Source organism: Streptomyces sp. NPDC056128 (assembly GCF_042263835.1).
Lineage (GTDB): Bacteria > Actinomycetota > Actinomycetes > Streptomycetales > Streptomycetaceae > Streptomyces.
Genome location: NZ_JBHJVQ010000008.1, coordinates 172,022 through 196,705 on the forward strand (window position 1 = coordinate 172,022; position 24,684 = coordinate 196,705).

Annotated in this window: 30 protein-coding genes; 15 read left to right on the top strand and 15 right to left on the bottom strand. The window is 69.6% G+C overall.

What is annotated here, in order from left to right; translation table 11 throughout:
• Window positions 1-27: 27 nt before the first annotated feature.
• From ACFC1X_RS18550 to ACFC1X_RS18570, 5 genes are all read right to left on the bottom strand, one after another.
• Window positions 28-549 carry a DUF5994 family protein gene (locus ACFC1X_RS18550; protein WP_376354926.1) on the bottom strand — a complete coding sequence of 174 codons (522 nt, stop codon included), beginning with the start codon at window positions 547-549 and terminating at the stop codon, window positions 28-30.
• A 132-nt stretch (window positions 550-681) separates the two neighbouring features.
• On the bottom strand, window positions 682-942 hold the full coding sequence (locus ACFC1X_RS18555) for a hypothetical protein (protein WP_376354928.1): 261 nt from the start codon (window positions 940-942) through the stop codon (window positions 682-684).
• Between the two features lie 34 nt (window positions 943-976).
• On the bottom strand, window positions 977-1,432 hold the full coding sequence (locus ACFC1X_RS18560) for a hypothetical protein (protein WP_376354931.1): 456 nt from the start codon (window positions 1,430-1,432) through the stop codon (window positions 977-979).
• Window positions 1,429-2,034: a hypothetical protein gene (locus ACFC1X_RS18565; protein ID WP_376354933.1), complete on the bottom strand. Its 606-nt coding sequence runs from the start codon at window positions 2,032-2,034 to the stop codon at window positions 1,429-1,431. The genes ACFC1X_RS18560 and ACFC1X_RS18565 overlap by 4 nt, the downstream gene beginning before the upstream one ends.
• A complete protein-coding gene (locus tag ACFC1X_RS18570; RefSeq protein ID WP_376354934.1) occupies window positions 2,025-2,582 on the bottom strand; it encodes an RNA polymerase sigma factor in 558 nt (185 codons plus the stop codon). Before ACFC1X_RS18570 ends, ACFC1X_RS18565 begins: the two co-directional genes overlap by 10 nt.
• A gap of 170 nt (window positions 2,583-2,752) precedes the next feature.
• Between ACFC1X_RS18570 and ACFC1X_RS18575 the strand changes: the two genes are divergently transcribed.
• Together ACFC1X_RS18575 and ACFC1X_RS18580 are read left to right on the top strand one after the other, a co-directional pair.
• Window positions 2,753-3,289 carry an Asp23/Gls24 family envelope stress response protein gene (locus tag ACFC1X_RS18575; RefSeq protein ID WP_376354937.1) on the top strand — a complete coding sequence of 179 codons (537 nt, stop codon included), beginning with the start codon at window positions 2,753-2,755 and terminating at the stop codon, window positions 3,287-3,289.
• Between the two features lie 51 nt (window positions 3,290-3,340).
• The gene (locus ACFC1X_RS18580) at window positions 3,341-3,613 is read left to right on the top strand and encodes a hypothetical protein (protein ID WP_376355183.1); all 273 of its coding nucleotides are present in this window, start codon (window positions 3,341-3,343) and stop codon (window positions 3,611-3,613) included.
• Between the two features lie 68 nt (window positions 3,614-3,681).
• Here the strand turns inward: ACFC1X_RS18580 and ACFC1X_RS18585 are convergent, their stop codons facing one another.
• Both ACFC1X_RS18585 and ACFC1X_RS18590 read right to left on the bottom strand, forming a co-directional pair.
• Complete coding sequence (locus ACFC1X_RS18585) at window positions 3,682-4,617, bottom strand: SRPBCC family protein (RefSeq protein WP_376354939.1); 936 nt, start codon at window positions 4,615-4,617, stop codon at window positions 3,682-3,684.
• 3 nt (window positions 4,618-4,620) lie between these two features.
• Window positions 4,621-5,271 (bottom strand): hypothetical protein, encoded by a 651-nt coding sequence (locus tag ACFC1X_RS18590; RefSeq protein ID WP_376354941.1) that lies wholly within the window; start codon window positions 5,269-5,271, stop codon window positions 4,621-4,623.
• Window positions 5,272-5,499: 228 nt separating this feature from the next.
• Between ACFC1X_RS18590 and ACFC1X_RS18595 the strand changes: the two genes are divergently transcribed.
• Window positions 5,500-5,679, top strand: coding sequence for a hypothetical protein (locus tag ACFC1X_RS18595; RefSeq protein ID WP_376354944.1), 180 nt, complete (start codon window positions 5,500-5,502; stop codon window positions 5,677-5,679).
• A 50-nt stretch (window positions 5,680-5,729) separates the two neighbouring features.
• On the opposite strand, the gene ACFC1X_RS18600 is transcribed toward ACFC1X_RS18595, so the two are convergent.
• Window positions 5,730-6,155: a DUF5994 family protein gene (locus ACFC1X_RS18600; RefSeq protein WP_376354947.1), complete on the bottom strand. Its 426-nt coding sequence runs from the start codon at window positions 6,153-6,155 to the stop codon at window positions 5,730-5,732.
• A gap of 289 nt (window positions 6,156-6,444) precedes the next feature.
• Between ACFC1X_RS18600 and ACFC1X_RS18605 the strand changes: the two genes are divergently transcribed.
• Window positions 6,445-7,095, top strand: a complete 651-nt coding sequence (locus tag ACFC1X_RS18605) for a GntR family transcriptional regulator (protein ID WP_376354950.1) — start codon at window positions 6,445-6,447, stop codon at window positions 7,093-7,095.
• Between the two features lie 69 nt (window positions 7,096-7,164).
• On the opposite strand, the gene ACFC1X_RS18610 is transcribed toward ACFC1X_RS18605, so the two are convergent.
• Together ACFC1X_RS18610 and ACFC1X_RS18615 are read right to left on the bottom strand one after the other, a co-directional pair.
• The gene (locus ACFC1X_RS18610) at window positions 7,165-7,965 is read right to left on the bottom strand and encodes a carbon-nitrogen hydrolase family protein (protein WP_376354952.1); all 801 of its coding nucleotides are present in this window, start codon (window positions 7,963-7,965) and stop codon (window positions 7,165-7,167) included.
• A 12-nt stretch (window positions 7,966-7,977) separates the two neighbouring features.
• Window positions 7,978-9,345, bottom strand: coding sequence for an MFS transporter (locus tag ACFC1X_RS18615; RefSeq protein WP_376354955.1), 1,368 nt, complete (start codon window positions 9,343-9,345; stop codon window positions 7,978-7,980).
• Between the two features lie 158 nt (window positions 9,346-9,503).
• Here ACFC1X_RS18615 and ACFC1X_RS18620 point away from each other — a divergent pair, with 158 nt between their 5' ends.
• Window positions 9,504-10,193: a DUF2848 domain-containing protein gene (locus tag ACFC1X_RS18620; protein WP_161332745.1), complete on the top strand. Its 690-nt coding sequence runs from the start codon at window positions 9,504-9,506 to the stop codon at window positions 10,191-10,193.
• A gap of 16 nt (window positions 10,194-10,209) precedes the next feature.
• Here the strand turns inward: ACFC1X_RS18620 and ACFC1X_RS18625 are convergent, their stop codons facing one another.
• The 3 genes from ACFC1X_RS18625 to ACFC1X_RS18635 form a co-directional block, all read right to left on the bottom strand.
• The gene (locus tag ACFC1X_RS18625; protein ID WP_376354957.1) at window positions 10,210-11,754 is read right to left on the bottom strand and encodes a fused MFS/spermidine synthase; all 1,545 of its coding nucleotides are present in this window, start codon (window positions 11,752-11,754) and stop codon (window positions 10,210-10,212) included.
• 37 nt (window positions 11,755-11,791) lie between these two features.
• Window positions 11,792-12,181: a hypothetical protein gene (locus tag ACFC1X_RS18630; RefSeq protein WP_376354959.1), complete on the bottom strand. Its 390-nt coding sequence runs from the start codon at window positions 12,179-12,181 to the stop codon at window positions 11,792-11,794.
• A gap of 245 nt (window positions 12,182-12,426) precedes the next feature.
• Window positions 12,427-13,008: a TetR/AcrR family transcriptional regulator gene (locus ACFC1X_RS18635; protein ID WP_376354961.1), complete on the bottom strand. Its 582-nt coding sequence runs from the start codon at window positions 13,006-13,008 to the stop codon at window positions 12,427-12,429.
• Between the two features lie 149 nt (window positions 13,009-13,157).
• Here ACFC1X_RS18635 and ACFC1X_RS18640 point away from each other — a divergent pair, with 149 nt between their 5' ends.
• The 3 genes from ACFC1X_RS18640 to ACFC1X_RS18650 all read left to right on the top strand — a co-directional run bounded on the left by ACFC1X_RS18640 (window position 13,158) and on the right by ACFC1X_RS18650 (window position 15,873).
• Window positions 13,158-13,955 (top strand): ABC transporter ATP-binding protein, encoded by a 798-nt coding sequence (locus ACFC1X_RS18640; protein ID WP_376354963.1) that lies wholly within the window; start codon window positions 13,158-13,160, stop codon window positions 13,953-13,955.
• A 5-nt stretch (window positions 13,956-13,960) separates the two neighbouring features.
• Window positions 13,961-15,310 carry an FtsX-like permease family protein gene (locus tag ACFC1X_RS18645; protein ID WP_376354965.1) on the top strand — a complete coding sequence of 450 codons (1,350 nt, stop codon included), beginning with the start codon at window positions 13,961-13,963 and terminating at the stop codon, window positions 15,308-15,310.
• A 224-nt stretch (window positions 15,311-15,534) separates the two neighbouring features.
• A complete protein-coding gene (locus ACFC1X_RS18650) occupies window positions 15,535-15,873 on the top strand; it encodes a hypothetical protein (protein ID WP_376354967.1) in 339 nt (112 codons plus the stop codon).
• A gap of 91 nt (window positions 15,874-15,964) precedes the next feature.
• On the opposite strand, the gene ACFC1X_RS18655 is transcribed toward ACFC1X_RS18650, so the two are convergent.
• Window positions 15,965-17,236: an MFS transporter gene (locus tag ACFC1X_RS18655; RefSeq protein WP_376354969.1), complete on the bottom strand. Its 1,272-nt coding sequence runs from the start codon at window positions 17,234-17,236 to the stop codon at window positions 15,965-15,967.
• A 127-nt stretch (window positions 17,237-17,363) separates the two neighbouring features.
• On the opposite strand from ACFC1X_RS18655, the gene ACFC1X_RS18660 reads away from it, so the two are divergent.
• From ACFC1X_RS18660 to ACFC1X_RS18685, 6 genes are all read left to right on the top strand, one after another.
• Entirely contained in the window at window positions 17,364-18,248 is an 885-nt protein-coding gene (locus ACFC1X_RS18660) for a winged helix-turn-helix transcriptional regulator (RefSeq protein ID WP_376354971.1), read from the top strand.
• A 56-nt stretch (window positions 18,249-18,304) separates the two neighbouring features.
• Complete coding sequence (locus ACFC1X_RS18665) at window positions 18,305-18,586, top strand: hypothetical protein (RefSeq protein WP_376354973.1); 282 nt, start codon at window positions 18,305-18,307, stop codon at window positions 18,584-18,586.
• Complete coding sequence (locus ACFC1X_RS18670) at window positions 18,583-18,981, top strand: PIN domain-containing protein (protein WP_376354975.1); 399 nt, start codon at window positions 18,583-18,585, stop codon at window positions 18,979-18,981. The genes ACFC1X_RS18665 and ACFC1X_RS18670 overlap by 4 nt, the downstream gene beginning before the upstream one ends.
• A gap of 213 nt (window positions 18,982-19,194) precedes the next feature.
• On the top strand, window positions 19,195-19,740 hold the full coding sequence (locus tag ACFC1X_RS18675) for a hypothetical protein (RefSeq protein WP_376354977.1): 546 nt from the start codon (window positions 19,195-19,197) through the stop codon (window positions 19,738-19,740).
• Between the two features lie 201 nt (window positions 19,741-19,941).
• Entirely contained in the window at window positions 19,942-20,886 is a 945-nt protein-coding gene (locus ACFC1X_RS18680; RefSeq protein ID WP_376354979.1) for a restriction endonuclease, read from the top strand.
• A gap of 369 nt (window positions 20,887-21,255) precedes the next feature.
• Window positions 21,256-22,113 (top strand): hypothetical protein, encoded by an 858-nt coding sequence (locus ACFC1X_RS18685; RefSeq protein WP_376354981.1) that lies wholly within the window; start codon window positions 21,256-21,258, stop codon window positions 22,111-22,113.
• Window positions 22,114-22,602: 489 nt separating this feature from the next.
• Here ACFC1X_RS18685 and ACFC1X_RS18690 read toward each other — a convergent pair whose 3' ends face one another.
• Window positions 22,603-23,697: a DUF1152 domain-containing protein gene (locus tag ACFC1X_RS18690; protein ID WP_376354983.1), complete on the bottom strand. Its 1,095-nt coding sequence runs from the start codon at window positions 23,695-23,697 to the stop codon at window positions 22,603-22,605.
• Between the two features lie 80 nt (window positions 23,698-23,777).
• Here ACFC1X_RS18690 and ACFC1X_RS18695 point away from each other — a divergent pair, with 80 nt between their 5' ends.
• Window positions 23,778-24,518, top strand: a complete 741-nt coding sequence (locus tag ACFC1X_RS18695) for a GntR family transcriptional regulator (protein ID WP_376354985.1) — start codon at window positions 23,778-23,780, stop codon at window positions 24,516-24,518.
• Window positions 24,519-24,684 lie beyond the last annotated feature (166 nt).

Genomic DNA, 24,684 nt, shown 5'->3' on the forward strand with positions numbered 1-24,684 from the left:
AACGGCCAGGGACCCGGGTACAGGGAGTCACCGGTCCTGGCGCCTAGTGCCCTCAGCGGGGGGCGGCCCGGTCCGGAGGGCCCGGTCCGTGCCGGTGCCGGTGTCGATCAGGATCTGCCGGGCCTGCCTGGGGTTTCCGGCACGCACCGCTTCGGCCATCGCGGCCCGCGCCGTCTCACGAGGCGTGTCCGGCGGGACCACGAGCAGGGAGAAGATGTCCTGGTCCCCTCGGGTCACGAGCGCGGTGTCGTCCCCCACGGGAAAGGCGTCGACGTTGACCACACGACCGTCGACGGTCACCCGCGTCGGCAGCTCGTCCCAGGCCGCCGCGTCCAGGCCGATCCGCGTGATCGGCCCGAGCCGCTCGGTCAGCGCGCTGATCAGGCCGGGCAGTTCGCCGGTGAGACTCCTGGAACGGGGCCACCACGCACCGTCGAGAATGCCGTTGCGCTCGTGCGTCGTGGTGAGCCGCAAGGCCACCGCTCCGGGACGCGCCGACTCGTACGCACCGTCCGCCAGGAGACCTGCCGGAGCCGGGGGACCTGGCATCGCGCTCACCTGCCCGTTCGGGACCCCTCCTCGCATCAACCGTACTCCTGCCACGCCAGGAACCGTCGCTGAGCGTGACGGCCGGGACCGGCTCCGCTGCCTCCTCGGTGGTGTCGGGCCGGGACCTCCTCGTCAGTCCCGCCCGGGCTCCCGGTCGGCGTGCCCGGTCCAGCGGCTGGACTCCAGCCATGAGCGGGCCGGCTCCGCCGCGCGCGTGGTGTCCACGGTGAGTTCGAGACGGGTCCCGCCCTCGGCGCCCGCGGGGTAGCTGCGCTGCTCGGTGGCGGCGAAGCAACGACGGAGGACCTCCGCCACGCGCCGGGCGGCATCGGGCGACGAGGCGGTGACATGAACCTCGGCGTAACCGCGCGAGGGGGCGTCGGGGGACTCCATGGCGACCTCGATGTGCGAGCGGATCAGGAGGCGATCACTCTACTCCGGCCCCCTCCTCCGGCCCGGTGTTTCCACAGCCGTCCGCCCCCTGTACGTCCCCCACGATGCGGGTGATCGTGACGGCGACGACGCAGCCTCCCGGAGGGGCCTGCGCGCCCCCGGCCGTGCCGTACCGGGACGTGTCCGCGTGTACGGCTTGCTCGTGTACGGCCGCCTGGGCGCGGGCGCGGACCGCGCGCGCCGTGTCGAGGGCGCGGCGGCCCCCGGTGAGGACGCAGCGGACCTCGACGTGCCAGACGCCGCTCTCGCGCGCGTACCGGGCGCGGACGCCGGCGCCCGGAGCCGGAGAGGCGGTGCCGGGAGAATGATGCGCGTGGGCCGCGGCGGCCAGTGAGCGGCCGAGGCCCGGCTGGAGCCCGGCCACTCCGGGCACCGACAGCGCGGCGTGGGCGACCGCGCGTTCCACGCTCCTCGGGTCGACGGCCGTCATGTTGCCGCCCCGGGCCCCGAGGCACGGCTGCCCGCCGCGTGCGGACGCTCCCACTCGGCCGTGACCCTCAGGTCGATCGCGTCGACGGCGAGGCCCAGTTCGTGGGCCGCCGCGTCGGCCACGGCTCGTCGCACCTGCGCCGTCCTGCCCGGCAGGGGCTGGTCGAGCGTGACGGAAAGGGTCATGGCGACGGTCACCCGGCTCTCCGCCCCCGCGGCGCCCGGGGCCAGCCGGCAACTGGCGGCCAGCACGCCCGGAACCCGTCCGGCGGCGCGGCGAAGGACACCGGCCGCTGTGGTCTCCGCGATGCGCAGTTCTCCGGTCGGATCGTCCAGGGGCAGCAGCCGCCCGAGCCGTACCTCCGCGCGTACGGCGGCGACGATTCTCTCCACGAGGGCGCGGGCGCTCGGCCCTCGCGTGCGCAGCGCGTCGGTGGCGCGGTCCAGGGCCGTCAGCCCTTCGACGGCGTCCCGGCAGTACACGCACCCGTCCGTGTGGGCGTCGCCCTGATCGCGGCCGGTGCGCGCCCGCTCCCATACGTCGCTCAGCAGGCGGGCGCACGGCAGTCGCTCGTCGGCCGGGAACCGTGCCTCTAGCGCCATGGAGCCATCTCCTTCGTGAGCGTGCGCCGAGCCCGGAAGAGCCTGCCGCGTACGGTCTGTTCACTCACCCCCAGCACCTGCGCGATCTCCTCGTAGTGCAGTTCGTGCAGCTCCCGGAGGATCCAGCAGGCGCGTTGGCCGGCGGGCAGGCCCCCGAGTGCGCGGGACAGCGCGGCCGCCGCCGCGGCGTTCTCGGCACTGCGTTCCGGTTCGCCCGTCGCGTCGTGGGCCGAGGGCTCGGCGACGGAGTCCAGGGGAAGGGAGGGCGTGCGTCCGCGGAGGAGGTTGAGGCAGCGGTTGGTGACGATGCGGTACATCCACGTGTGGAAGGTGGCGTCCCCCCGGAACTCGGGAAGGCGCCGCCAGGCGCTGGTGAAGGCCTCCTGCACGACCTCCTCGGCGTCCGGGAGGCTGCCCAGCATGTGACAGGCCAGTGCGAGCAACCGGGCCGTGTGCCGGTGCACGAGCACCGCGAAGGCGTCCTCGTCGGCCTCGGAGGCGCGGACGGCGAGGACCCGGTCGTCCGCTTCGTCGAGATCGCTCCCCACATCCACTGTCCGCTTCCCACGTGACGCGGTCGGGCGCGTCCTGCCACGAGCCCAGGATACGTGAGCCAGATCACAGACAAGTGTGACGATTTCGCCTGGTTCGTGTCGAACTTTATGAAGGGCGCCGACCAGGTGCCCCCGAACCGTCACTCGTCGCTCAGGAGGACGTCATGACGCATACGACGTACAGCCCGGCATCGGACCGCGCCAGGCCGACCCCGGGAACCATGCCGCAGCACGACCCGAAGCGGGACGTCCGTGCGGCCGAGGACGAGAAGCGGACCGGCGGCGCCGGCTCGGAGCCCGGGGGACGGACCACGATCGCGGACGTCGTGGCGGCGAAGATCGCCGGTATGGCGGCCCGTGAGGTGCCCGGCATCCACCACCTCGGCTCGGGCATGACGCGCGCCATCGGGGGTGTCCGCGACCGTATGCCCGGCGGCCGGACGAGCGTCACCCGAGGCGTGAGCGTCGAGGTCGGGGAACTGCAGGTGGTGGTGGACCTGGACGTGGTCACCGACTACGGCTACCCCATCACCGAGGTCGCGGCGGAGACGCGCGCCGAAGTGATCGCGACGCTGGAGCGCATGACCGGCCTGGAGGTACTGGAGGTGAACATCGACGTCAACGACGTCGCCCTGCCGGAGGCCGATGAGGAGAACGAGGGCGAGAGCGAGAACGACCGCAACCGGCAGCGGGTCGACTGACCCGCCCCGCCCCTCCCGAGGGGGAGCCGCACACGAGATGGGGAACGAGCCATGAACACAACCACGGCGGGGCTCCTGACCGGCCTCGCACTCGGCTTCGCCGGATACTTCGGCGGATTCACGGCGTTCGTGGTGGTCGCCGCCCTCGGTCTGGTCGGTCTGGTCGTCGGCCACCTGGCGGGCCGCGAGATGCACGTCTCCGACTTCGTGCGCCCGCGCGAGGACCGCGAGGGCTATGGGCGCCGGGAGAGCTTCGAAGGGAACCGGGCGACCCGCGGGCCCGGCTACCGAACCGGATACGGGCACACGCGGCGAGTGCGGTGATGCCTCATCGTGAGACACCGTGAGACCGGCACCGGCGACGCGTCCACGCGCCGTCGGCCCGGTCTCGCCTACCGCCCCTCTTCGTCCTCGTCCTCATCCTCTTCCTCGTCGTCGTACTCCTCTTCTTCCTCGTCCTCGTCCTGGGCATCGGCGTCTGCGTCGTCCTCGCGGTCCTCGTCGTCCTCGTCGTCCTCGAGACCTTCCTCGTGCGAGCGGACCACTTCGCCGTCGCGGATCTCACCGCGCCAGCCCTCCAGTTCCTCGTCGTCGGAGAGAGTGGCGTACCGCAGGAAGTGCTTGAGGTCGAGGCGCAGGCGACGTCCTTGCGCGCGCCAGATGTTGCCGGTCTTCTCGAAGAAGCCGGACGGGTAGTACTCGACCACGGCGACGACGCGCGTGAGGTCCGAGGTCAGTTCGTGGAAGCTGACGGCACCGCGGGTGGTGCCCTTGCCCCCTTCGGAGTTCCAGACGATCCGCTCGTCGGGGACCTGCTCCTGGACGGTCGCCTTCCAACTGCGGTTGGAGAAAGCGATCTTGGCCTTCCAGTTGCTCTCGACCTCATCCGACATCGAGACACTCTGCACACCCTTGGTGAAGGAGCTGAACTCCTCGAGCTGGGTCCAGCGGTCGTACACGGTGCGCACCGGTTTGCCGACGTCGACGACCTCGACGATGTTCGTGACCTTGACGCTCCCCGACTTGCCACCGCCACCGAAGACGCCCTTCACGGTGTCGACCACCTTGTCCTTCACGTCCCCCGCCTTCTCGCTCAGGAACGCCTTGACCGGCGACTCCCCTTCGCCGAGTACGCGTTTGCCGACGTTGAGCAACGTGCTGTTGCCGTCACCGACGTCCCCCAGACCCTGCGCAAGGCCACTGATCTTCTCCCCGGCCTTGTCCGCCATCCGCTGGCCCTTCGCCGAGGCGAACGCGGCCAGCTGCTCCTTGAGCTGGTCCATGCCGGAGGCGCCGGCTGAAGTGGACTTCTCCTCCGTCTTCGCCATGACCTACCTCCTACGGCTGCCGCGGCCGGCTGCCTTGCCGGCGGCGGCCTTCTTCGCCGCCGGCTTCGAAGGGGCGGCCTTCTTCTTCGCGGTCTTCGCGGCGGGAGCCTTTTTCGCCGGGGCTGTCCTGGTGGCGGCCTTCTTCGCGGGACTCTTCTTGGCCCGCTTCCGAGGGGGCGGCGGCGCCTCTTCCTCTTCCTCTTCCTCCGCTTCCGGTTCTGCCTCCGGCTCCTCCTCCTCTTCCTCTTCCTCGCCCTCTTCTTCTACTTCCTCCTCCTCGTCGTCCGGTTCCGTGTCCTCGGGCGACTCCTCGTCCTCTTCTTCTTCCTCTTCCTCGTCGGGTCGGCCCAGGAGGGACTCGGTGCGTTCCTGCAACGAGGTGGCCAGCGCTCCCAAGCGGCGGTCGGCGGTCGCGGACAGCGCGGTGCGGGCGGAGTCCATCAGCTCGCCGCGGACCTGATTCAGCAACTGCGCGGCCTGCGGGTTCTCGGACGCCTTGCTCAGCGCCCGAGTCATCAACTCTTTGGGGCTCAACAGCCCTTGGCCGACGAGTGCGGAGGCGACCCCGATGGCGAGTTTGCCCTTCTTGGTGCGGCCCAGGGCGTATCCGGTCGCGAGGGCCGCGACGAGAGTGGCTTGCGTTTCGGTTTCCATGAATGGCCTCAAGTGCGGTCAGCGGTATCAGGCGCGCCCAGGCTCGGCGGGCGGCCACCCCTTCCTCCACCCTCCTCCCACCTCCGCGGACCCGCATCTCCCCAGAGATCCAGAACGCACCGCGGGCGCCGCGAGGAGTACGCTGAAGAAACCGAGGACATTCCGGGCACGGGCCTGCATGTCCCCGGCCGGTTCCGCACCGCTCCTGCTGACGAGGGCGTGAGGGTCATGGACATCTTGGTCACCGTGATCGCGCTGATGGCAGTGATCGCGGCAGGCGCCTTCCTCATCCACCGGCTCAACTCACAGCACGGCAACCGGACCGCCGACTACCACTACAACCGCGACGGCGTGGTCGCGCCGGGCCGGGCGGACCGCAAGCGGCGGCGGCGCGGCGGTGCGGGCTAGGCCCGGACGCGGGCCCGGCGGAGTGGTGCCCCGCCCACATGAGTGACGCCTCAGACTCCCCCGTCGGTGCCGGGCGCGTGGACGTCGAGCGCGGCGGCCATGAGAGGGCCGGCGGCCTCCTCCGTCGTGTCCGGCGGCACGACGAGCAGGTCCCAGCGGCCGAGGCCGGGGGAGAGCAGGACGACGGTGTTCGGGGCGTGCGGTGCGGCGGACTTGTTCAGGCGTACGACCTGGTTGGCGACGAGCATGCGCCCGGGTGCCGCTGTCCAGGCGGTGGCCTTCACGGTGACGCTGACGATGTCGCCCCACGCGATCGGCAGCGCGGCGAGCAGCTGCGGGAGCTGTGCCAGCAGGTCGCGGGAGTGCGGCCACCACACCCCGTCGATCCGGCGCGGCAGTACGCCGTGGGGTGCGAGGCGCAGGCGGAGTAGGGGAAGGGGGAGCGCGGCCGATGCGGCCGGGGCTGTGCTGATCACATGAGTTCTCTCTGATGCGAAGTGCGCCCGCTTCCGCTGTGCCCTTCGGGGATGCCTGAACCCAAGGAGTGCGGCCGTTCGAGGGGGACGCCGGGACCGTTCTGGGCGATGCGATGAACCGCCGGTGGTCACCGGGGGTGGAGCCGGTCCGCCACCGGCGTGCCTGATGCCCTCGGTCCCCCGAGCGTACTCCTCGCCCCGTAAAAGCGGCGTGACGGTCGGTCACCGAGCGCACGGAGAGACTCCCCGAGGGGGGCCGCGTGGTAGCGTCCGTTCGTATACAAGGTGTATGCGAGAGCTGGGGGCTGCTGCCGTGACGTCCGGTCGGGAGAAGGCGTACGCGTATCTCAAGGACACGGTGCTGACGGATCCCGGGATGCAAGGCGCCTTCCTGTCCGAGCAGGAGCTCGCGGACCGGATCGGCGTCTCCCGCACGCCCATCCGGGAAGCCCTGTTGCAGCTCGCGGCCGAGGACCTGGTCGAGCTGGTGCCGAAGCGGGGCGCCCGGGTCTCCCCCCTGACGGGACGGGAGATCCGCGAGCTCATGGAGCTGCGGGGCATCGTCGAGCGGTACGCCGCCCAGGAGCTGGTCTCGGGTGGGGGAGCGCCGGTGGCGGAGCTGCGGTCCCTGCTGGAACGGCAGCGCGGGCTCACCGGTGCCGACCAGGCCCGGGAGTTCATCGCCGTGGACCACTGCTTCCACGCGGCCCTGGTCTCCGCCGTCGGCAACACCCTCCTCGACCGGCATTACGAGGGCCTGCGCAGCCGCCAGGTCCGCGCCGGGGTCGCCGCCCTCGTCAGCCGTCAGGGACGTCAGGAAGCGGTGCTCGGGGAACACGAGGCGATCCTGGACGCCCTGGAGGCCGGTGACGCGCAGGCCGCGTGGGCGGCCATCGACCATCATCTGCAGTCGACGCTCAAGGTATTGCTGGAGGGTTGAGGGGCGGGGCATTTGCGTGCCCCGCCTCGGGGAAACCTGGCGTCCCGTAACGGGGTCAGGGGAAGGTGTTCACCACCCCCACACCTCCGGGCGCCGGTTCGCCAGCACGGACGTCCGCTGCCGGACCGCCGCGACCTCGTCCACGTCGAGGTCGGCCACCAGCAGCTCGGGCCCGGCGCCCAGCGCGTGCCGTACGGTCCCGTCGGGTCCGACGACGCGACTGTGCCCGATCCCGGTCGGCGCGGAACCCGCTCCGGCGCCCGTGCCGGGATCGGCCTGGCCCACGGCGGCGAGCCACACCGTGGCGTCCAGCGCACGGGCCCGCGCCAGCAGCTCCCACTGCTCGAGTTTGCCCGGCCCCGCACCCCAGGACGCGCCCAGCAGCGTGGCGACGGCACCGGCGTCGGCGTGCGCCCGGAACAGCTCCGGGAAACGGATGTCGTAGCAGGTGGCGAGGCCCAGCCGTACGCCGTCCACGTCGACGACCGTCGTGGCCGAGCCCGCGGCGACGGTGTCGGACTCACGGAATCCGAAGGCGTCGTACAGATGGATCTTGTCGTACGAGGCCTCGACCCCGGCCCCGGTGGCGATCAGGGTGTTGGCCACCCGCCCCCTGGTGGCCGGGGTGAACATGCCGGCCACGACGACCGTGCCGGTGGCGGCGGCGATCCGCCGGACGCCGTCGGCCCACGGTCCGTCCAGCGGCTCGGCGAGCGGTGCCAGCGGGGTGCCGAAGCAGGCCATCGTCGCCTCAGGGAAGACGACGACACGGGCTCCGGCGTCCGCGGCGCGCCGGGTCCATTCCTCGACGAGCAGGAGGTTCTTCTCGGGGTCGGGGCCGGTGGTGAGCTGGCTCAGGGCGATGCGCACGGTGTGTCCTCCTCAGAGGCGGGTGGGGACGGTGTCCGCCTTCGGCGCGGCGAGGGCGGCATCCTCGCCGAGGGCGGCGTCGGGGTCGCGCCCCAGCCAGACGCCGACGAGGGTGACGGCCGAGGCGAGGGCGATGTACACGGCCAGCGGCGCCCAGGTGCCGTACGCGCTCAGCAGGCTGGTGAACAGCAGCGGGGCGACGGCGCCGCCGATGATCCCGGCCAGGGTGTAGGCCAGGGACGAGCCGGTCGAGCGCAGGTGGGGCGCGAACTGCTCGGTGATGAAGGCGGCCTGCGGACCGTACAGGCAACAGTGGATCACCAGGCCCACGACGACCCCCGTGGCGAGCGGCAGCCAGGTGCCGCCGCCGATCATCGGGAAGAACACGAAGGGCCACACACCGGCGGCCACCGAGGCAACGCCGTACAGCAGACGGCGGTTGACCCGGTCGGAGAGGGCGCCCGCCAGCGGCATGAGGAAGACCTGGATCGAGGAGCCGATGAGCACGGCCGCGAGGGCGGAGCCGCGTGACATGCCGAGTTCCTGGGTGGCGTACGTGAGGACGAAGACGGTGAACATGGCGTACAGCACGTCGGGGCCGACGCGGCACAGGATCGCGGCCAGCAGCGCGCGGGGCTGGGTGGTGAAGACCTCGCGGACCGGCGCCTGGGGCCGGGACTGCTCGGCCTCCATCGCCTTGAACACCGGGGTCTCCTCCAGCTTCGCCCGGATCCACAGCCCGAACGCGACGAGAACGCCCGAGAACAGGAACGCCACACGCCAGCCCCACGACTCGAACTGCGCCTCGGTCAGCAGCGCGCCGAGGGCCGCCAGGACGCCGTTGGCCAGCAGGTTTCCGGCCGGTGGGCCGACCTGGGCGGCGGAGGCGTAGAAGCCGCGGCGGCGCGGGTCCCCGAACTCGCTGGACAGCAGGACGGCACCGCCCCACTCGCCGCCGACGCCGACGCCTTGCGCGAAGCGCAGCACGACCAGGGCGATCGGGGCGGCCACGCCGGCCGTCGAGTACGCGGGCAGGACGCCGATCAGGAATGTCGCCGCCCCGATGAGCACCAGCGTGGCGATCAGCACCTTCTTGCGGCCGATCACGTCACCGAGCCGCCCGAAGACGAACCCGCCCAGCGGGCGTGACACATAGCCGACCGCGTACGTGGAGAACGCCAGGAGCGTGCCGGTGAGCGGGTCCTCCGAGGGGAAGAACAGGTCGCCGAAGACCAGGGCGGCCGCGGCGGAGTAGACGGCGAAGTCGTACCACTCCAGCGCCGTGCCGGTCAGGCTCGCGACGAAGGCCCGGCGGACGCCGGAGTGCCGCGCGGGCGGCGTGGTGCCGTCCTTCGTGTCGTCCTTCGGGGTGTCGCGCATGGTTCCCATCCTCGCTCGGGGACGTCGGGGGACATCGACCTCCCGGCATACTTCTTGTATACAGGTCGTATGCGCAACCCTTTGCGCGAGAGATTCACCGCGGACCCGATCAACAGGCCCGTGACCCGATCAATGGACCGAACTCTGGGAGTGCCCTCATGGCCGTGCTGCTGACCTTCGAACTGCCCGACGGATCGACGCGCGAGGTCGACGTCGTGCAGGTCCTCAACGCCGGGTACGCCGGACGCAGCCAGGAGGACGTCGCCGCACACGTCGCGGAGCTGGCCGAGCTGGGCGTGCCCGGCCCGTCCGTGACGCCCGCTCTGTACCCCGTCTCCCCCTACCTCGCCCAGCAGACCGACCGGGTCCAGGCGCAGCACGGGCACACCTCCGGCGAGGCGGAGTGGGCACTGGTCGTGGCGGACGACGGGGAGCTGCTGCTGACCGCCGCCTGCGACCACACCGACCGCGACCTGGAGGTGCACGGCGTGGCCTGGAGCAAGAACGCCGGCCCCGACGTCCTGGCCCGCCGCGCCTGGCGCCTGGCCGACGTGGAGTCCCGCCTCGACGACCTCACCCTGCGCGCCTGGGTCACCCACGGCGACACGTCGACGGAGATCCAGCACGGCACCCTCGCCGAACTCCTCGCCCCCGCCTACTGGATCGACGTCCTGCGCTCACGCGGCGGGCTGACGCCCGGCACCGTCCTGATCTCCGGCACCATCCCCATGACCCCCGGCGTCGACCAGTTCGCCGACGGCTGGAGCGTGGAGCTGGCCGACCCCGCCACCGGGGACACGATCCGCCTCCAGTACGACGTCCAGCCGATGCCGGCACCCATCGGCTGAGCGCGCCGGTCCTGCGTCACGGGCCGCGCCGCGTGGCGGCCGGCTGGAGGAGCTGGTCGACGGGTGCGTAGTCGTCGGTGAGCAGTCGGGCGTCGCCGATCCAGGAGGTGAGCCGGTCACCGCTGGCGATCTTCCAGCCGGTCCGCCGGCCGTCGAGCGCCTGCTGCGCCGCACGCAGGTCGACGGGCCGGTCGGAGGCGATCACGACCAGGTTGCCGCCGTCGGGCTCGGTGCTCGGTTCGAGGCCGATGTCAACGGGTTCGCCGACGAGGACGACGTGCTCGAAGACCTCGCCGAGGGTGGCGACTTCGGCACGCGCGAAGTCCAGTCCCCCGTGATCGATGAGATTGGCGACGTACAGCCCGCCCTCCCGCAGCACCCGCCGTACGTCGGTCATCGCCTCCACCGTGGTGAGGTGCCACGGCACGCTGACGCCCCCGAAGGCGTCGCCGACGACGAGGTCCCGACTGCCGGCGTCCAGGCGCCGCAGCCCGAGCCTGCCGTCCTCGGCGCGTACGTCGACACCGGCGACCGTACTCAGACCGAGCCGCTCCCGGTCGATCCGTACGACGCCGCTGTCGATCTCGGAGACGAGGCTGCGGGTCCCGGGCCGCGTGGCGGCGAGGTACCGGGGAAGGGTGAGCCCGCCACCGCCCAGGTGATGGGCGGCGAGCGGCTCATCCTTGGGAAACGCGGAGTCGACCACGGACGCGATGGCGCGCACGTACGCGAACTCCAGGAAGGTCGGATCGTCGACGTCGACGTAGGAGTGCCGCACACCGTCCAGGACCAGCGTGCGCCCGCTGTCCCGCTCGGGATCCGCGACCACCCGCGCGCAGTGGTACCGGGTCTCGGCGTCGCAGCCACCGGGCGCGACCGCGGTGGCGAGACCCCCGGCGACGATCACGAGGGCCAGGGCGGGGGCACCGCTCCACCCGCGCGTGCGCCACTCGACCAGCGCCGATCCGGCCACCAGCAGCGTGCCGAGGCCGATCAGGATGCCGCTGACCGGCAACCGCGACACGAGGACGAAGCCGGTGAGGACGGTGCCGAAGATGGCCCCGACGGTGCCGACGCCGGACAGCCGTCCGACGACCGTCCCGGTCTCGGCGAGGCTGGTGAGACGCAGCTTCGTCACCATCGGCGTCACCGCGGACAACAGCGCGCCCGGCACAAGGATGGTCAGCGACGCGATGAACAACAGCGCCGTCGGCGCCCACTCGGCGGTGGTGCGCAGCACGGCGGGGGTGAGCCCCACGACCGCCCCCGACACCCCGAGCGAGGGCCCGAGAAGCCGCCGGGGATCGACCTGATCGGCGATCTTTCCCCCGAGCCACGACCCGACGGCGATCGCCGTGAGGGCGATACCGATCACCATGGTGCTGGTCTCGAGAGTGAGCCCGAGGTAGGGAGCCAGCAGCCGCAGAGCGACGATCTCGACCACGAGCACGGCGGCGGACGACCCGAACACGAGCGCAACGGCGGCACGGGCCCCCAACCCACGCACGCGCGCCTTGCCTTCGGCGACAACTAAGGGCGACGTATCGGTCACGACCGACATCTTCCCACGCGATTCACGCCTGTTGGGCCGCCTGCGGCTACGCCCGCCCCCGTGCCCGGTGCCGCTTCGCGTACGACCAGGTCACCGCGGTCATCAGGACCGGAATGGCGAACAGCGGTGCGAAGGTGAACCCCCAGACCGTCTGTGCCGCACCGCTCGACATGTACGTCTGACTCTCGACGGTGAAAGCGACGACGAGTTGCCACAGAGCCACCAGGACCAGGACACCCGAGACGGTCCAGGCCAGCGGAACGACGACCCTGCTCGGCAACGGCCGCCACCGCTCGCTGACGAGCAGCAGCGGAAACAGCGCGGCCACCTCGGCGAGCACGGAGAGCCCGACGACGTAGGCGATGCCCCAGCCCGGGATGCCGAAGACGTCACGCAGCACTTGGTCGCTGTAACCCACGTAAACCCCGGACGCCATGGCGACGCGCCACAGCCCGGACGGGACGGCACACAGAGCGATGGCATGGGCGGCGCGGCGAGCCCAGACAGGCGCGGATGCGGGTGCGGAGGCGGGAAGAGGGACGGTCGCTGTCGACATGACCCACATGCTGGCCCTGCCCCCGGCCCCCACGCGTCGTCCGTCACGGCGGACCACTTCCGCCCTGCGAACTAGGGCGCACCCACTGAGGGATGACGTGAGGAGGGCACCCCTCACTGTTCGGTCTACGGCCTGGGACTCATCCCGGCGAAGACCGCTCGCAGGACGCGGTCGATGTAGGCGTCCGTAAGCGGCTGCTGAGTGACCAGCAGCCGGAAGTACAGGGGACCCGACAGGATGTCCATGGCCACGTCCAGGTCGAAGTCGGGATCGATCTCCCCCTGGTCCTTGGCGGCTCGCAAGCGGGCGAGGGTGTCGGCGGTCTGCGGCTCGATGAAGCGCTCGTTCAGAGCGGCCGCGACCGCCGGGTCGTGCTGGGCCTCGCCGATGAGGTCCTGGTAGAGCGGCCCCCACGGCGGACGGCCGAGCAGGCCCGCGGCCCTGGTCATCACTGCGCGCAGGTCGGCGACGACATCGCCGGTGTCGGGGTGAGCGAGGCCGGACTCGTTGAGGCTGAGAACTGCGTCGAGGAACAGTAGCCCGCGGGAAGGCCAGCGGCGGTAGATGGTGTGTTTGCCGACGCCCGCGCGGGCAGCGACCGCCTCGATGCTGAGCTTGGCGTACCCCGTCTCCTGGGCCAGCTCCAGCGTGCAGCGCATGATCGCTTCGGTGAGGTCGGCGGCGCGGGCGGCACGGCGGTCGGTCATGTCAGCACCGTACAGCACGGCACGTGCCGTGTTGACACATGAGCGGTCCGCATCCATGCTGACGGCGGAACGGCACGGACCGTGCCGTGTCGTTCCGATCCCTTGGCCGGGGTGCCGGCCGCCCTCTCCACGACGCGAAGGACTTCCTCATGTCTCAACACGCACCGCCCGCCGACGCACTCGGCGCCGGCCACGCACTGCGTCTGGACGCGGTCACCAAGCACTACGAGTCACCGGGCGGCCTGGTGCGGGCGCTCGACGGCGTTTCCCTGGCCCTGGACGGCGGTTCGTTCACCGCGGTGATGGGCCCCTCCGGGTCGGGCAAGAGCACGTTGCTGCAATGCGCCGCCGGGCTCGACAGCCCCAGCTCCGGCCGGGTGTTCGTGGACGGTACGGAGATGAGCGGTGGCTCCGAGGCCCAGCTCACCACGTTCCGCCGCGGCCGGATCGGCTTCGTCTTCCAGCACTTCAACCTGCTGCCGACGCTGACCGTCCTGCAGAACACCACGTTGCCGGTGCGGTTGGCCGGAAAGCGCGTCAACCGTGCGCAGGCCGTGGAGACCCTGAACCGTGTGGGGCTCGGGGACCGGCTCGACCATCTGCCCTCGCAGTTGTCCGGCGGGCAGCAGCAACGGGTGGCGATCGCCCGGGCACTGGTCGCCGGGCCGCGGGTGGTGTTCGCCGACGAACCCACCGGCGCGCTGGACACCCGCAGCGCGCGCGAGGTGCTGGCACTCCTCCAGGAAGCGGTACGCATCGACGGCCGGACCCTGGTGATGGTGACCCACGACCCGGTCGCCGCCGCCCACGCCGACCAGGTCCTCTTCCTGGCCGACGGCCGGCTCGTCGGGCGGCTGGACCGGCCGACCGCCGTCACGGTCGCCGACACGATGACCCGGCTCACCGACCAGGTCGCCGCCGAGCGTCGCGTCAGCGAAGGGGTGTGAGGGCGTTGCTCTGGTTGGCTTGGGCCTCCCTGCGACGCCGGGCCGGGTCCTTCGCGGGCAGTTTCCTGGTGCTGTTCTTCGGCGCGACGATGGTCATGTCGTTCGCCTCGATGCTGGACACCAGCCGTGGCACCGGCGTGGACGCGACCAGTGTCGAGACGCTGACGACCATGGGCGGTGTGGTCGGCGGCTGGGGCATGTGCCTGGTCGTGTTCGCGGTGGTCTCCACCCTGGGGCTGTCGGTGCGGCAGCGCGCGGCCGAAACGGCCCTGCTCAAGAGCGCCGGAGCCACCCCGGCACAGATCACACGGATGATCGTGGGCGAGGCGGCACTGGTCTCGGTCGCCGCCGCGGTGCTCGCGGTGGGCCCGTCCTACCTGCTGGGCCGGGCCCTGCTCGGCCTGCTGACGGACACCGGCCAGGTCGGCGCAGGCACCGCCTTCGCCTTCGGCACGATCGCGCTGCTCGTCGGCTTCGGGATCACCGTACTGTCCGCGGTGATCGGCGCACTGTGGACGGCCCGCCACGCCACCGGGAGGAGCGTCGCGGCGTCCCTGGCGGACGCCGACCCCGGGCGGATGACCTGGAAGCGGCTCGTCCCGGCGGGCGTTCTGCTGACCGGCGGCCTCTACCTGGGCGTGCTGACCGTCACGGCCTTCCGCGACAAGGGCACGGACGCCATGCCGATCGCCGCGCAGGCGTCCATCCTGACCTCCATGGGCCTTGCCATCCTGGCTCCCGGCCTGGTCCGCGCCGCCACCGCGCTGACCGGCCGCGTGCTGCGCGGCCGCGGGGTGTCCGGCTACCTGACGGTGCAGCACCTGAGGCAGCGCACCAGCCAGGCGGCCGGCGCGCTCATGCCGATCATCGTGTTCACCGGCATCGGCACCGGCGTCCTCTACCTCCAGCTCATCGAGGACCGTGCCGTCGCCGCGTCCGGCCAACTGCGCAGCGTCGAGCACCAAAGCATCCAGACGCTCAACCTCGTCGTGATCGGCATGATCGTCGTGTTCGCGTGCATCATGCTGATCAACACCCTGGTGGCCTCGACCACCTACCGTCGCGGCGAGTTCGGCCGACTGCGGCTCGCCGGCGCGACACCTCGCCAGGTGCTGGGGATGGTCCGTACCGAGTCCCTGCTGATCGTGGCGACCGGCACGGTCCTGGGCACCCTTGCCGGCTCGGTCACGGTACTTCCGTACAGCGTGGTCCGCGCGGACCGCTGGATCCCCGACCTACCGCTCTGGATCCTGCTCGGCATCATCACCATCGCGGTCACCGCGACCCTGGGCGCCGCACTGGGCACGGCACGCCGGATGCTGCGGACCCCGGCCGTGGACTCGGTGGCTCTCTGACGGACTGTGTGACGTGTGGCGCCGCCCGGCAGGAGGAGGCGGTCGATCACCTCACCCGTGTCGCGGTGCCGGACCAACCCCTCGCCGCGCAGGCGGACTTCCGGCATCGCGACACGTACGGCGCCCAGGGCCCTCACTGATTCCCCGCCTCGAATGCCTGGGCCACACACGTCCGGTATGCCGGGCGGTCTGGCGGGTCCACGATCCTGGTCAGGGGTGAGGCCATGGAGCGGGATCGACTCGAACGGCTACTGGGTGGTGACGACGCAGCGTCGGCGGCTGCTGGAGCCGCCCTCCGTGCTGGCGCTTCTTACATCGTCTGGGAGGGCACGACACCCGCCGAGTCACTCGCCCGAATCTACGGGCGCCGTCTCAGGCACACGCTCCGGAAGGGCATCGAGACAACGGGCCTGGAGCAGGCCGTGCAGCGCCTCGACCAACACCGCCGACCGGTTCGGCTGGGCCAGATCAGGGCTGCTGACGGCTCGTGGGTCTTCATGCTGTTCCTCGACCAGAAGGGCAGCGCGTTGGTGGCATGCACCGGCGTTCGGCAGATGCCTTGACGTCGGCCGTCTTCACCATCGGGGTGACCCGGCACGAGTGCCTCCGGTGCGGTGTCGGACGAGGGGCACGCGGCTCCAGGGCTGCGTTGCGTCAGACGAAGTCCCGGCGGCGGCCCACCGGGAACGTGAGCAGGTAGAGCGGCGGCAGGAGTGCGGCCGCGCACACCGTCCACAGGGCCGCGTGCGTCCCGGCATACGTGGCGAGCAGACCGGCGGTGAGGGCGCCGAGGGGCTGGGCGCCCCAGGAGACGAAGCGGACGGTGGCCATGACACGGGAGAGGAGCTCGGGCGGGGACGCGGTCTGGCGGTGGGTGCGGGTGGTGATCGACCCGATGGCGACCCCGAAGGCGAAGCCGGCGTTGCCCAGGGCGAACCAGTACGCGTCGGCGGCGGATGTGGTCAGCGGGGCCAGCAGGGCGGCAGCGCCGCCGACCAGCGCGGTCCCGACGAGGCCCCGGGCAGTGCCGAACCGCCGGGTCAGCCGGACCGCCACTGCGGCCCCCGCGAGCCCGCCGACTCCATCCATGGCGAGCACCAGGCCGAGTTGTGCGGGCGTCAGTCCGGCCTCCCGGACCAGGTACAGGGGTGTGAGGGCGACCAGGGCGGCGCAGACGAAGTTGGTGGCGGTGGCCCAGAGCATGCAGGGCAGCATCACCGGGTGCCGCGTCACGTACGTCCAGCCCTCACGGATCAGCCGGCGGACGCCGTCGCCGGTGCGGGTGGCGGGAGGGCGCTCGGGGAGGGTGCGCAGCAGCACGGCGGAGAGCAGGTAGCTGGCGGCGTCCACGAGGAGCGCGCCGACCGGGCCCGCGGCGTGCACGAGGAGGCCGCCCCCGGAGGGCCCTCCGGTCTCGGTGACGGCGTGCGTGCCGGACATCAGGCTGTTGCGGGCGGCGAGTTGCCGCTCCGGGACGATGGCGGGCAGAAAGGTCGAGTTGCCGATGTCGAAGAGTACGGTCGCGGCGCCGGTGGCCAGAGCGGCGAGAAACAGGTGCGGGTAGCTGAGCCGGTCGAGCCACCAGGCGAGCGGGAGGGATCCGATGGCGACGAACCGTACGAGATCGAGGGTCACCTGGAGGCGGCGGAGCGGGAGGCGCTGGGCGATCACTCCGGCCGGGAGGCTGAGCAGCAGCCAGGAGATCTGTCCGGCGGCGGCGAGCAGGGTGGCCTGCAGCGCGGTGGCGTCGAGGACGGTGAGGGCGACCAAGGGGAGGGCGAGGGCGGTGACGGCGGTGCCCGCACTGCTGACGGTGGCGGCGGCCCAGTAGCGCCAGAAGACGGCCGAAGGCGAGGTCGCGTGGCCGGTACTGCGGCGATCATGCTCCGGGACCGTCGGTGTCTCGCTCGTCGGTGTCTCACTCATACGACGCCCACCCCCTGTGAGTCTCCTATGGGAACTTACTTACTGCGACTGAGTTCCTATCCGAAACTGACTCGAGGGCGCAAGATGGTTTCCAAGACTGGAGCTGTATCCGAAGGACAGGGGAGCCATGGTCAGGTCGGTGCCCGAGCGGGACGCCGCCTGTGCGATCGCACAGGCGGCGGCGGTGGTCGGCGACTGGTGGAGCCTGCTCCTGGTGCGGGAGGCCGCACGCGGGCACCACCGGTTCGACGTGCTCCAGGAGGAGTTGGGGATCTCCCGCAAAGTGCTGACCGAGCGTCTCGCGCACCTGGTGGAGTCGGAGGTCCTGGAGAAGGTCCCGTATCAGAGCGGCCCGGTGCGGTACGAGTACCGACTGACGCAGAGGGGTCGGGGGCTGCTGCCCATGCTGCTTGCGATGCAGGACTGGGCGGACCGCTGGCTGCTCGGCGACGGCTCGCTGAGCGGCACGGCCGACGAGGAGAGCGCCGAGGCGCGGCGGGTGGCGGGCCTGCTGGGCGAGCGGCTGCCGCGCCTCGAACTGCCGGGGCACCGGGACGGTGAGCCGCTGGACCCGGTGGCCGAGGCCGCGGCCACCGTCCTCTTCTGCTACCCGGCGACCGGCCGCCCGAGCCCATTGCCGGACGGCTGGGCCGACATCCCGGGCGCCATCGGCTGCACGCTGGAAAACCGGCTGTTCCGAGATGCCTACGACGACTTCCGCGCGGCAGGCGCCGAGGTACGCGGCGTGAGCACCCAACGCCCGGACGAGCAGCGGGCATTCGCGCTCCAGGAGGACATCCCCTTCACCCTGCTCTCAGACGTCGACCTGCGCCTCACCGCCGCTCTGCGACTCCCCGTGTTCCGCGCAGGACAGACGCTGCGACTGAAGCGGGCGGTCCTGGTGGTGGACCACGAACGCGTGGTGCGCCTGGCCCGCTTTCCGGTGACGGACATCCCGGGGGCGGTGCGCGAGGCGCTGGCGGTGGTACGGAGGGTGGCGACGGAAGGCTGAAGGAGGCAGCTGTTGGACATCTCCCGCTATGCTATATTCAATGGCATACTTAGAGTGTGACTGACGACGACGTTGACTTCCCGCCCGGTGACGGCCCCACCAGCGGTATCTCCGTCACCTTGACCGCCGGAACTCTGCAGGCGATCCGTGAGCGGGTCGGCAAGCGAGGCGTCTCGGCTTACCTGGAGAAGGCGGCCCAGCGGCAGATCGAGCGCGACAACCTGGACGAGCTGATCGCGGACTTCGACAAGGTGCATGGTCCGGCCGATCCCGAGGCCGTGGCGGCCAAGCGTGCCTGGCTGACTGGTGGAGCCACGAACGCCGGTGCGGTCGCGTGAGCGGTGCCCTGGTTCTGGACAGCGAGGGCCTGGCAAAGGCCGTACAGCGTGATCGAGAACTCCACGAGTGGCTGACGGCGGCTCGCGACGCGGACCTGCCCGTGATCACCTCGGCGGCCGTGTTGGTCGAGGTGATCCATCCGAAGATCAACGACGCGGCACTGAAGTGGACCCTGTCCCGCCTGTGTGTCGAGCCGGTGACCCAAGCCGTTGCGCAATCCGCTGCCGCCTTGCTGCGGGCGGCGGGGCTGCACGGGCACAAGTACGCCATCGACGCCATGCTGTGCGCGACCGCCCTACAGCATCCAGGCCGGGTGACGATCCTGACTTCGGACGTGGAAGACATCGGGCTGCTCACTGCCGAGCATCCGCGCCTGAGCGCGGAGAAGGTCTGAGCCACGGCGCCTTGTAGAGACGGTGCTCGCCGTGCGGGCCCGGCTCTGCTCCTCGGTCTCCTGCCCAGCCGGCAAGCCGGCGTGGGTGAATCACCCTCTCGGCGGGCATGGACTCAGGCTCCGGCACGCGCCAGGCGATGCGGACTTGCTCATCAAGAGGAAGCGAGGGACCACCGGGGCAGGGGAGCAGTAAAGCCCTTAACATGCCGGGCCATGGGCATCGAGGCGGAACGCATCGCGCAGCTGGCTGACGAACTCAAGATTGGGTTCTGCGGTCTCAGCCTGGCCATACTTCCGCTAGCTGACCCCCGTCAGCCGCTCATGGCCATCTACCGCGGTCTGTACGAGCAAACCGCTGACTCACCGCTGGTCATCTACCGCAATGACGGTACGCCACACTCTGCGGAGCGGCTGACAGACATCTTTGCCAAGGCCAGCTCAACTGCGGGTGCTGGACTCGGTGAGGACCTGCTGAACTTTGCGACGATGCATGGTGCAGCCCGCCTGGGTGATGCCGTCCAGCGCGCAGGGCTGAGTGACAGGACAAGCCCGTTGCTTCAGTTCGTGCGGCACTTCCGCAACGCCTGTGCGCACGGCAATCGTTGGCACTTTCAGAACGCGGAACCGAGGCAGCCAGCAGAGTTGCGCGGCATTGTGCTGACATCGGCGCTGCACGGCTCCAAGGCGGCTGGCGGCACTGTTGGTGCGGGCGACTACCTGGACATGCTCGACGACGTGGCGGCCCACTTCCGGGCCTGAGGCTGGTCAGTCCGTCCCGATGACAGCCAGAACAAGCCGCCTCTGCCACTCGCCATCCGCTTGCGTCATCGGCCCGCCGGCGCCAGCTGAATGACGGGACATCACGATCCGTTGGATCACGCCTTGTCGTACAGGCTGGTCATCGACTGATCGCGCGGTACCGTGATAGGTCGGTGACAGTGCGTGTGGAGGAGGGGGCAGGTGCAGCAGCCTGATGCCCGCAAGAAGACGATCAACCCCAGCGCGTACAACGCACTGGCCGACGCACTCTGGTTGATCTACTGGAACAAAGATCCCTTTGAGCTGTACGTCCGCGGGATGCTGAAGGACCACAGCGAGCTCCTGCCGCAGCTCAACTTCCAGGCCACCAAGCGCGAAGTCTCCGGCCAGTTGGTCAAACTGCTGCGGGCCAATGAGACCCGGTACCTGGACGTGACCGTGGCGCTCATGCTCGACATCGCCGCCATGGACCGGTTTCCGAACCTCGAACGACAGGTCGATGGTGACGTCATGGTGGTCAAGGCCACGGCGGCCGTCGCGGAACTGCGGCGCTGGACTGGCAAGCAGCAGGACATCATCAAGGAACACGAGGAGCACGCGGCGGCCATAGCCGAGAGTGCGAAGAAGGACCAGGACGGCCGGGTTTTCGCCCAAGTTCATGACGATCTGAAGCAACGGTTCACGGTGATGCACACGGCGACCGACAAGCACCAGCGGGGGACGGACTTTGAGGGATTCATCAACGAGCTGTTCGCCCTGTACGACTTGGAGCCGCGGGCGGCCTACATCATGGAGTACGAGCAGATCGATGGCGCGTTCTCCTTCGACACTGACTACTACGTTCTTGAGGCCAAGTGGTGGAAGGAACGCATCGGTCGACGGGAGCTGGATATCTTTAAAACCAACATCGAGCGCAAGGGCAAGAACACCCTCGGCTTGTACGTCAGCATGAGCGGCTTCACCTCCGATGCCCTGGCGATCTACAGCCTTAGCACACCGTTCATCACGATGGACGGCGGCGACTTCATGGCTGTGCTGGACCAACGCATCCGCCTGGACGACCTGATGACTCACAAGAGGAAGCACGCCAGCCAGACTGGTCACTGCTATCTGCCCGTCTCCGAGATCTTCTCGAGGATGGAATAACCTAATAGGAGTGGTGGAGATAGGCGATTGCGCCAACAGTGGCTTTCCGTCAGGGCAATGGGAGCCGGTCCGACGGGGGTACGGAGGCGTGAGGTCAGTGGAGTCTCAATGGGTAAGGCAAGAGATGTTTTCTTGCCCTGGGTGTTGCCGGGGATCTTGGCGGCCTGCTTTTTTGCAGCTCTGGGACCTGGTCACGGCTGACTGACTGGTCGTCATTGGTCGTTGTCGGCCGGTGTTGAGCGACATCGGAAGGCCCAGGGACGGCCCAGCTTCAGGGCGCAAGGGTCAGGGCCGGAGACCTCCAGTTGCCCTCGCGCTGTCAGTGCCGTCTGCAATGCTACGGATCACTTACCAGGAGGTGCGGCAGCGATGATGTCGGCGAGCAAGCGCGCAGAAATCGAGCGACTGATCGATGAGACCTACGAGATCGAATCGCTACTTTCTGAATGGCAGCCCCGCGGTGTTGTAACACCAGCAGAGCTGAGGGCGGGCCAGGAGAAGTATCAATCCTGGTATGCGCGTGCCACTCCGCTCATCTCAGAGCCTTCCTCCCGCGAGACATTCAAGGATATGTACGAGGGGGGTATGGTGATTAAGAGAATTAAATCTTTCCTCGCCCACCCCCTGGAGATCAATCAATTCTATGACCCCAATTCGAAAGATTCGCCAATTCCGAAATGGCTACACGTGTACGCGTCGGCGTTCCTTGATTGCTTCCAAACCCAGCGCACTCTGCTTCAGGCGGAGATCTACGCGGTTGCCGAACCATCCCTAGCGTTGAATGAGATCGGAGAGATGCTCTCCCGGTTCCCCAGCTTCTTGCAGACCCTCATGAATTCCAAGAAGGCGAATGTTCCAGCGCCAAAGATCGAAAAGGAAGAGGACTTGCAGGTGCTGGTAGGTGCCTGCCTGCGCCTGATGTACGACGACGTTAGGCCGGAAGACTACGTGCCAGAGCAAGCAGGTGGACGCTCTCGCGTTGACTTCCTTCTGCCTGCTGCGGGAATTGTCGTCGAGACGAAAATGACGCGGGATTCCCTAACCGACAGGAGAGTGGGGGAGGAACTCGCGATCGATTGGAATAGGTACGCCAAGCACCCAGATTGCCGAGGGATTCTTGCCCTGGTGTACGACCCTGGAAGACACTTGATGAACCCTGCGGGACTTGAATCCGATCTGACCCAAAGCCAAGGCAACCCTGCTACTAAACTTATCGTGATCCGCTGAGCGTCGATCGCTGCCTAGTAGCGCACCTTGGTCACAACCTCAACCCACCACCTTCCCTGGCTCCCATCCCGTCCGCCGTCGACGCACACGTCTGTGGAGCGGGCGTGGTTCATGGCGTCCAGGTGGAGCGCGCCACTGTACGAACGACCTGGACGCCATGGGCCGCGTCTGCTCGGCTCTGCCTGGGTCGACGGCGGACGGGATGGGAGCCCCCAAACGCTCGCCACGAAGTGCCCGCGGCCGGGAACGGCGCCCCCTCCCACCCGGTGCCGGCCGATCCCCCGCCGGAGGCATCGTCTGTGACCGTGGGCCGCGAGCGTGTCGTGTACTCGACTCATGACCTCCGGGCCTATCCACACTGGGCGGGCGTCGGCGCAGCCGGGGCGGAGCGGGCCGAAGGCAGGAGCGGCGCCCCGAGCGGAGCCGGGAAGCCCGCCCGGCGGAGCGGAGCGCAGCCGGGTGCTTGAAACCCGTGAAGAAGGTTGTAACTCAGGCTTCGTCTGCGACGCGCCACAGAGGCGCCTCGTACTGCTTCGGGCGACTGGCAATGAGGAGATGCCGCAACTCGTCGCGCTGTGCGCCACTGAGACCCAGGGCCTCAGTGATGCGGCGGAACGTTGTGTGGGTGGCTCCGCGGGTGCGGGCCTCGGCCTCGAACTGGTCTAGTTGCGTACGGATCGCGTAAGGGTGCAGGTTCGTTGGCTGCTGCTCGTTGAGCCAGAGGGCCTTGTTGCGCTCGTAGTCGATCTCGGAGTACCCGCACACTTCGCGGCTGTACGCCTGGGCCTCGTCCAGGTCGGTAGTGGACATGATCGCTCGGGCCAACCGGTTGCGGCTCAGAGCGTCGTCCAAGTCGACTTCGTGCACGGCCGGGCTCTCGTCCGTGAGTAGTACGGGAAGTCCCGCGTCTCGGATTTCGCATGTGCCGCGTACGCCTCGGGCTGTGGCCGCGAGGAGCCCCGTCGCTTCGGATGGGTGCCACTCAAGGACGCCGCTGATGGCGGCCGTGTCCTCCGCGGTGAGCATGCGGACAACGGGTCCCAGCGTGCTGGTCATAGCTTCTGGCGGGAGTTCGCCGTCCAGGCCCGGTCCTGCCACGAGGAGCCGCACAGGTACGTTCAACTGGCAGCACGCCGCCAGCGTCAGAGCGTCGGCCAGCGGACTCTTCAACGTCGGCTCGTCGCCCTGCGCGAGGATGTCTCCGCCCACGTCCAGGAGATCGATTGATGCGGGCTGCACGTGGTCGACGAGTGATTCAAGTTGCCGGGTAAGGCCCGCGGCTCCCTGGTGTGGGTCGAGCAGTGCGAAGGTGGCCGGGAGCTCCGCTGCCAGTCTGGGGAGGGTGGAGCCTGCGGGTGCAATCGGGCGGGCCTGCGCCGGCACTGACCAGACGTCTGGCGTGAGGCGTTCCAGGCCGGTGAAGTCGGCGGGGCGCCGCGGGCCCGGTAGGGGGTCGATTAGGAGGCGGTCCCAGGCGTAGGTCAGGATCACCGCCTGGTCCTCGTCGCCGTAGAGGGCGGCGTGAAGCATGGCGGCGGCGACTGCGTCGCCCCCTCCTCCTGCTGCGACGATCAACCGCGTCATGCGATCAGCCTACGGGTTCCCAGATTGGCCACTCAGCCTATAGTGGCCAAAGGCTATAGCCACTTGGACAAGGAGGGGACATGCCTCAGATCGAGGAGGCTCAACCCAAGTACCTTCAGATCGCTCACTTCATCCGCGACCAGATCCTTCGGGGGGACCTGCGGCCTGGGGACGAGGTGCCCTCTGAGCGGCAGCTCGCTGCGGACTGGAAGGTGTCCCGGCCTACGGCTGCGCGGTCGCTTGAGGCGTTGAGCCATCAGGGCCTGGTCGAGAAGCGTCAGGGGTCCGGCACGTATGTGCGCAGTCTCGAAGTGAACCGTCGTGCGCGGGAGTTGTACGGGCGGGCTCGGCAGACCGGAAAGATCTACACGCCCGGTGAGTATGCCGTGATTACGTCGGCCGGCTGGCTGGATGCCCCGGACTACGTCGCTGAAGCTCTGGGTTTGGTGAGGGATCGGCGGGCCGTGCACCGTCGGCGTGTCACGAACAACCAGGACGCCCCGATCACCCTGTCCACCTCGTGGTTCGCCCCGGACGTCGGCCAGCGTGCGCCCAAGCTCACCGACCCTGGACGCATCCAGGAAGGGACGCTCATGTACGTCGAGCGCATGACGGGACGTCAAGGCAGCTACGCCGAGGACCGCATGTGCGCTCGGTCGGCCACGGAGGAGGAGGCTGCCGACCTGGGGCTGGAGCCCGAGTCCGCCGTCCTCATCGTTCACCACGTCGTCTTCGACCTTCAGGACCGGCCTCTGGAGTTCGCCGAAGCCACGTATCCGCCGCACCGCTGGGCGTTCGAGCAGGGCTACCCGCTCACCTGACGGCGCGCCAGTTCCGTCGTATCGCTTGCGCTCTGCAAGTGGCCAATGCCACTATCCACAAAGTGGCTAAGGCCACTTGGAGATGAAGAGGGCGCGACGTGACGAGTCGGCGGCCGAAGCAGGACGCGCGATTAGCTTGCCGGGGGTGTCGGGGGCGTGGAGGGAA

Coding starts and splice junctions, on each gene's coding strand:
- ACFC1X_RS18550 (WP_376354926.1), bottom strand. CDS start 549: ATGCCAGGTCCCCCGGCTCCGGCAGGTCTCCTGGCGGACGGTGCGTAC.
- ACFC1X_RS18555 (WP_376354928.1), bottom strand. CDS start 942: ATGGAGTCCCCCGACGCCCCCTCGCGCGGTTACGCCGAGGTTCATGTC.
- ACFC1X_RS18560 (WP_376354931.1), bottom strand. CDS start 1,432: ATGACGGCCGTCGACCCGAGGAGCGTGGAACGCGCGGTCGCCCACGCC.
- ACFC1X_RS18565 (WP_376354933.1), bottom strand. CDS start 2,034: ATGGCGCTAGAGGCACGGTTCCCGGCCGACGAGCGACTGCCGTGCGCC.
- ACFC1X_RS18575 (WP_376354937.1), top strand. CDS start 2,753: ATGACGCATACGACGTACAGCCCGGCATCGGACCGCGCCAGGCCGACC.
- ACFC1X_RS18580 (WP_376355183.1), top strand. CDS start 3,341: ATGAACACAACCACGGCGGGGCTCCTGACCGGCCTCGCACTCGGCTTC.
- ACFC1X_RS18585 (WP_376354939.1), bottom strand. CDS start 4,617: ATGGCGAAGACGGAGGAGAAGTCCACTTCAGCCGGCGCCTCCGGCATG.
- ACFC1X_RS18590 (WP_376354941.1), bottom strand. CDS start 5,271: ATGGAAACCGAAACGCAAGCCACTCTCGTCGCGGCCCTCGCGACCGGA.
- ACFC1X_RS18595 (WP_376354944.1), top strand. CDS start 5,500: ATGGACATCTTGGTCACCGTGATCGCGCTGATGGCAGTGATCGCGGCA.
- ACFC1X_RS18605 (WP_376354950.1), top strand. CDS start 6,445: ATGCGAGAGCTGGGGGCTGCTGCCGTGACGTCCGGTCGGGAGAAGGCG.
- ACFC1X_RS18615 (WP_376354955.1), bottom strand. CDS start 9,345: ATGCGCGACACCCCGAAGGACGACACGAAGGACGGCACCACGCCGCCC.
- ACFC1X_RS18620 (WP_161332745.1), top strand. CDS start 9,504: ATGGCCGTGCTGCTGACCTTCGAACTGCCCGACGGATCGACGCGCGAG.
- ACFC1X_RS18625 (WP_376354957.1), bottom strand. CDS start 11,754: ATGTCGGTCGTGACCGATACGTCGCCCTTAGTTGTCGCCGAAGGCAAG.
- ACFC1X_RS18630 (WP_376354959.1), bottom strand. CDS start 12,181: ATGGCGTCCGGGGTTTACGTGGGTTACAGCGACCAAGTGCTGCGTGAC.
- ACFC1X_RS18635 (WP_376354961.1), bottom strand. CDS start 13,008: ATGACCGACCGCCGTGCCGCCCGCGCCGCCGACCTCACCGAAGCGATC.
- ACFC1X_RS18640 (WP_376354963.1), top strand. CDS start 13,158: ATGTCTCAACACGCACCGCCCGCCGACGCACTCGGCGCCGGCCACGCA.
- ACFC1X_RS18650 (WP_376354967.1), top strand. CDS start 15,535: ATGGAGCGGGATCGACTCGAACGGCTACTGGGTGGTGACGACGCAGCG.
- ACFC1X_RS18655 (WP_376354969.1), bottom strand. CDS start 17,236: ATGAGTGAGACACCGACGAGCGAGACACCGACGGTCCCGGAGCATGAT.
- ACFC1X_RS18660 (WP_376354971.1), top strand. CDS start 17,364: ATGGTCAGGTCGGTGCCCGAGCGGGACGCCGCCTGTGCGATCGCACAG.
- ACFC1X_RS18675 (WP_376354977.1), top strand. CDS start 19,195: ATGGGCATCGAGGCGGAACGCATCGCGCAGCTGGCTGACGAACTCAAG.
- ACFC1X_RS18685 (WP_376354981.1), top strand. CDS start 21,256: ATGATGTCGGCGAGCAAGCGCGCAGAAATCGAGCGACTGATCGATGAG.
- ACFC1X_RS18690 (WP_376354983.1), bottom strand. CDS start 23,697: ATGACGCGGTTGATCGTCGCAGCAGGAGGAGGGGGCGACGCAGTCGCC.
- ACFC1X_RS18695 (WP_376354985.1), top strand. CDS start 23,778: ATGCCTCAGATCGAGGAGGCTCAACCCAAGTACCTTCAGATCGCTCAC.